The sequence below is a fragment of the Bdellovibrionales bacterium genome (genome assembly GCA_019750295.1).
GTDB lineage: Bacteria > Bdellovibrionota > Bdellovibrionia > Bdellovibrionales > JAGQZY01 > JAIEOS01.
The window spans coordinates 1-2,424 of sequence record JAIEOS010000143.1 but is presented as its reverse complement, the minus strand read 5'-3'; the positions used below and the strand labels follow the sequence as shown (position 1 = coordinate 2,424).

Sequence of the window (2,424 nt, the reverse complement as noted above, 5' to 3'; positions counted from 1 at the left end):
GTCCTTCTTCATGAAAACACAGTCGCATCGCTCAAAAGGCGGTGCGACTTTTCTCTTTTATGCTCAAAAAACCCTTATTTTAATTGACTTTTTAGATGTTTTAGTTGCGTTCTACTTAAACCATACAAAGTCCTCGTTGACAATGGCTAGCCACTATAATAGATTATAGTGACAATCGAATAAAGCGATCCGTTGTCCCGAAAGGGATCTGGCCTAACGGCTAGATGCTAGCAATGGACTTTGAACCAAGCATCAGCTTGCTATGTCCCGAAGGGATAGAGTAAAATGATAGTGCGAGCTCGAAAGAGATTCGTATCCCAAGCTTGGGAATGAGCGAAGCCGATTAATTTTATTAAAAGGCTGCGGTCACCAAAAGTCCACTTTGACTAGCATCGGGTGGACTTTTCGGTTGGCCGATATGAAATTAAGCCAAGCAATAGAAGAATTTAAGAATTGGAGAGGGTTTAAAGTAACGGGCCACACTGTGGTCCGCTACGATAGCGCCCTTCGAATTTTCTGTCTCGTCATGGGCGATCCAGAAATCGAGCAAATCCAGATCCAACACATCCTCCATTATTTAAAAGAAATGGAGCGTATGGGGTGGAAGCGAAACGGAATTAATATCGTGGCACTTGCGCTGCGTAAGTTTTTTGAATACTACAATCTGCGTGGGTACAGATGCATAAACGAGTCACTGATTCCATTGCCGAAAAAAGAATTTAATATCCCTCGAGTTGCTAACGAGGATGACTTCAAGAAGCTGGTGAAGTCGATACCGAACGACGACGATCCTGTACACATCCGCAATCGCGCGCTCATACACATCATCTGGGATTCATGGGCTCGAGCAGGCGAAATCATTTCATTGGATGTAGACGACCTTCAATTCAACAAAGACCATTCAGGTAGCGCCATCATAAAGACTGAGAAGTCGAGAGGTCGCCGTCCCATCCGAGAAATATTCTGGACCGCACAAACTGGTAAGTACATCAAGGCGTGGCTGAAAAAGAAAGCAGAGATCCAGAAAGATATGGTCTACGAGGATACCAATGCCGTCTTTACCTCGATTCGAAAGTGCGGCAAGTACGATGTGCGCGGTAGAAGAATGTCTGGTCGCGGTGTATGCGAGGCATTTCGAGTTGCCTCAAATCATGCCGGCCTACCATCGATATTCAACGCACACTCTGCGCGTCATTATGGTGGCCGAAAAATCATCAAAGAAGGTGGGGCAAGTGCCGATGTCACAAACATTCTCGGTCACTCAAATCTTGAGAGCTCGCAGTTTTACACAATGATGTGGGGTAACGATCTTAAAGAGCGATGGAACCTCTTCCAGCAAAAGGCCATCCCTACCAATCCCAAACATGACAAGGAGCGACTCAATAAAAACCTTAAGAGTCTTGCACACATGAAGGATATGGATAATGCCCAAGAACTTCTGGGGGCGTTTGTCGAATTTATGCAGAATGGAAATGTCCCTGCACATCCCGACTACACAAATATGCCAAAGCGCACAACTGTCCATCGCACACAGGGTGGTGGAAAGTACGCAAAATTCTAATTCCTCCTTTTCGTTTTCTAAAAATCGAATATTATTACAGAACTATGGCAAATAAGCCCAATCAAGAAAGAAACGATGAGATCGTCATGTTGCATGACTTTGATCCGGTCCTGTATTCCTTTGCGAGTCTCGCAAATCGCTATACGAATAACCGGACCGGAAAGCCTCTTACAAGGTCAACGATTCATGAGATTTATATGCGAGAAAAGGCCAAAAAAGGGGACAAAAAAGCCCGAGCTTCAGGGGTTGTCAAAGCTAAATATCCTTCTTTAAAAACTTGTTAACAGGGTCCTTTTTGTTGCTTGCTATGTGTCAGGAGTTCGAGTAAAATTGCTGTGTAAGTCCTTTGACAGCAAAAAATTAAACACCTCGCCCGCCTGCCGAGCTTCTGAGAATTTCTCGGAATTTCAGCAGGTGAGCGAGCGGGGGGTTTTTCCTCCTAAATTTTGATATACTAAGACCATGAAAGGTCCACAAAGCAAAGAATCGGCCTGCTGGTACGATAATGAACTGGGGTATACCTACACCCTCATTGACCATGTCATAAAGACTGGAAAAACCATAAAATAGGTAGCGCTTAACTTTTTTATAAAAAATGTATAGTATGAGGTTGGACCCCCTTTCCCAACCACTTTTACTCGTATTTGGAGGCAGCCATGGTAGTCATGAAATTCGGTGGTACATCCGTGGCAGACGCCTCGGCTGTATCCCGCCTTGTCGGCTTCGTCAAGCGACAAATGGATTCGCAGGCAGAGGAAACACTTCCCCCTGTCATCGTGATTTCCGCTCTCGCTGGGGTCACTAGACAGTTGATGGAAGTTTCTCGTCTGTTCGGCGAGGGGAGTCGTCTTACGGGGCGGATA

General features: G+C 45.3%; 2 protein-coding genes. Both read left to right on the top strand.

Annotated elements, in window-relative coordinates; all coding sequences use genetic code 11:
• Window positions 1–418 precede the first annotated feature (418 nt).
• A complete protein-coding gene (locus tag K2Q26_15930; protein MBY0317009.1) occupies window positions 419–1,561 on the top strand; it encodes a tyrosine-type recombinase/integrase in 1,143 nt (380 codons plus the stop codon).
• Window positions 1,562–2,217: 656 nt separating this feature from the next.
• Window positions 2,218–2,424 (top strand): hypothetical protein (locus K2Q26_15925; protein MBY0317008.1); only part of this gene is annotated, 207 nt, incomplete at its 3' end.